We start from the raw sequence: 2,145 nt of genomic DNA on the forward strand, positions 1-2,145 counted from the left end.
CCCTCGATGCCGGCGATCCGCCAAGCCATCCTGGATCACCTCAGTCAGCCACCACCGCGGCGATGCCCGCACTGTGACGCCGTTCTCAATCTGCCACCCTGAAGTCAAAATGCCAAAGTAGTGCTAGAAGCAGCAAGCCGATCTCCCCGCCCCATCGAACGAATGGTTTCTTGAGTTGCGCCCGCAATAAGATTTCGTTCATTCTATCGTGCAAAAAAGTGGTGCACGCTCAATGATGGATGCGTAACCAATGTCTTCTAGCGTCACGCTTACCGCGGCCACCCGTCAGAACCTGCTCTCACTGCAGGATACGGCTGCGCTGACCGCGACCACACAGAACCGGCTCTCTACCGGCCTGAAGGTCTCCTCGGCCCTCGACAACCCGGTCAACTTCTTCACTTCTCAGTCGCTCAGCCAGCGATCGGGCGATCTCGGCAATTTGCTCGACGGCATCTCCAACGGCATCCAGGCGATCCAGTCCGCCAACCAGGGCATCACCTCGATCCAGAAGCTGGTCGATCAAGCCAAGTCGGTGGCCAATCAAGCGCTGTCTACCCAGATCACGACGACCGGCACCGCCTCGAGCGCCTTCTCCCCGTCGACGGCCGCTGCAACGATCAACCTCTACGTGAACGGCAACAGCACGACTGTGTCGGTCGCGGCCAACGGCTCAATCGACGACGCAGTCGGTGCGCTGAACGCAAAGCTTGGAGCCGGCAGCTTCTCAAAGAGCACCGACGGCACGAAAATCGTGATGAATGCTTCGGCCGACGTCGAATTTAAAGACACGGCCAGCCAAGTCGCGCTCGGTTTCTCGGCAGGCACCGCCAGCTCGGGTCCTACTTACGGGACGAGCACTTTGTCCACCGTGGCGAGCCAAAGCTCCGACCTGACGGTCGCGGGTGTGACGGCCCGCGCTTCGCTCGCGACCCAGTACAACAGCTTGTTGACTCAGATCGATCAGCTCGCAGGCGACTCGAGCTACAACGGCGTCAATTTGATCAATGGCAAGAACGACAACAACAACCTGACGATCAATTTCAATCCGCGGGGCAACTCGAACCTTACCGTCACCGCAACCGATGAGACCTCAAGCGGCCTCGGCTTGAAGGCGATCACCAACAAATCGGTCGCAACGACGGGAACCGGGCAGGGGAACTTTCTCCTCAACGCCGATATCAACACGACCTTGAATTCCTTGACCGCCGCGTCCAGCCAGCTACGCACCGATGCCTCGACCTTCGGTTCGAACCTCTCGGTGGTGCAGAACCGTCAGGACTTCAGCAAGAACCTGATCAACGTCCTCGACACAGGCTCGTCTAATCTTACCGCGGCCGACCTGAATGCCGAAGCTGCGAACTCGCAGGCCCTGACCACCCGTCAGTCGCTGGGCATCTCGGCCCTGTCGCTGGCGAACCAGGCTCAGCAGGGCATCCTGCAGCTCCTGCGGTAAGCTTCAGCTACATCGTCAACGCAGCGGTCGGGGCATCACCCCGGCCGTTTGCGTTTGGGGCTGCGTCGCATCATGTGGCTTACCGTGTTCCGCTCGTGCATGACCGCGCAACCTCGGGGCGGTCCGGAAGGCGCTCGATCTGAACCGGCTCAGTGCGCGCAGACTAGGAACATGGTCCCGGGATGCCACGTCCCCGTCGGTATTGTCGCGGCGAGGCTCGGCCCCATCGACCGGCCCAGGGCGGGCCTTCTGCGATCGGACCATCGATCGTCCGATGCCCCCCTCCTCAACGCGTCCACCAGCCCCTCGCGCAGTCGCTGAGCTATATAGGCTAACCCCGCCTCTCCGCAGGATCGGTTCAGCCCCTCGTCTACGTGCAGCGCCGCGATCGATCGCGCCAGCCTCGTAGAGGTACCTGACACCAGCCCCGCCAGCCGGCTCAGGCAGATCGATACCTTCGACCGCGGCTGGCGTACAGACACACGCCCCCCCCTGCCGCGAGACTGTGTCGAGCACCTGGCCCTTCACCCCCGCATCGTAGGCCAGCGGTGCCACCGTCAGCCGCACCCGGTCACATACGGCCACGCGTTCCAGCACGCACCCGACGACTTCGACGTTTGGTCGCGCCGCAACCAATGACTGTAGGCTGTCGGGCATGCTGCTGCCGACCAGCGAGCAGGGGATGTCCACAC

General features: G+C 62.1%; 1 protein-coding gene. It reads left to right on the top strand.

The features are described from left to right. The first annotated feature begins 250 nt into the window (after window positions 1-250). Window positions 251-1,453, top strand: a complete 1,203-nt coding sequence (locus tag FV233_RS29170) for a flagellin (protein ID WP_147899610.1) — start codon at window positions 251-253, stop codon at window positions 1,451-1,453. Window positions 1,454-2,145 lie beyond the last annotated feature (692 nt).

The sequence above is a fragment of the Methylobacterium sp. WL7 genome, from assembly GCF_008040085.1.
Classification (GTDB): domain Bacteria; phylum Pseudomonadota; class Alphaproteobacteria; order Rhizobiales; family Beijerinckiaceae; genus Methylobacterium; species Methylobacterium mesophilicum.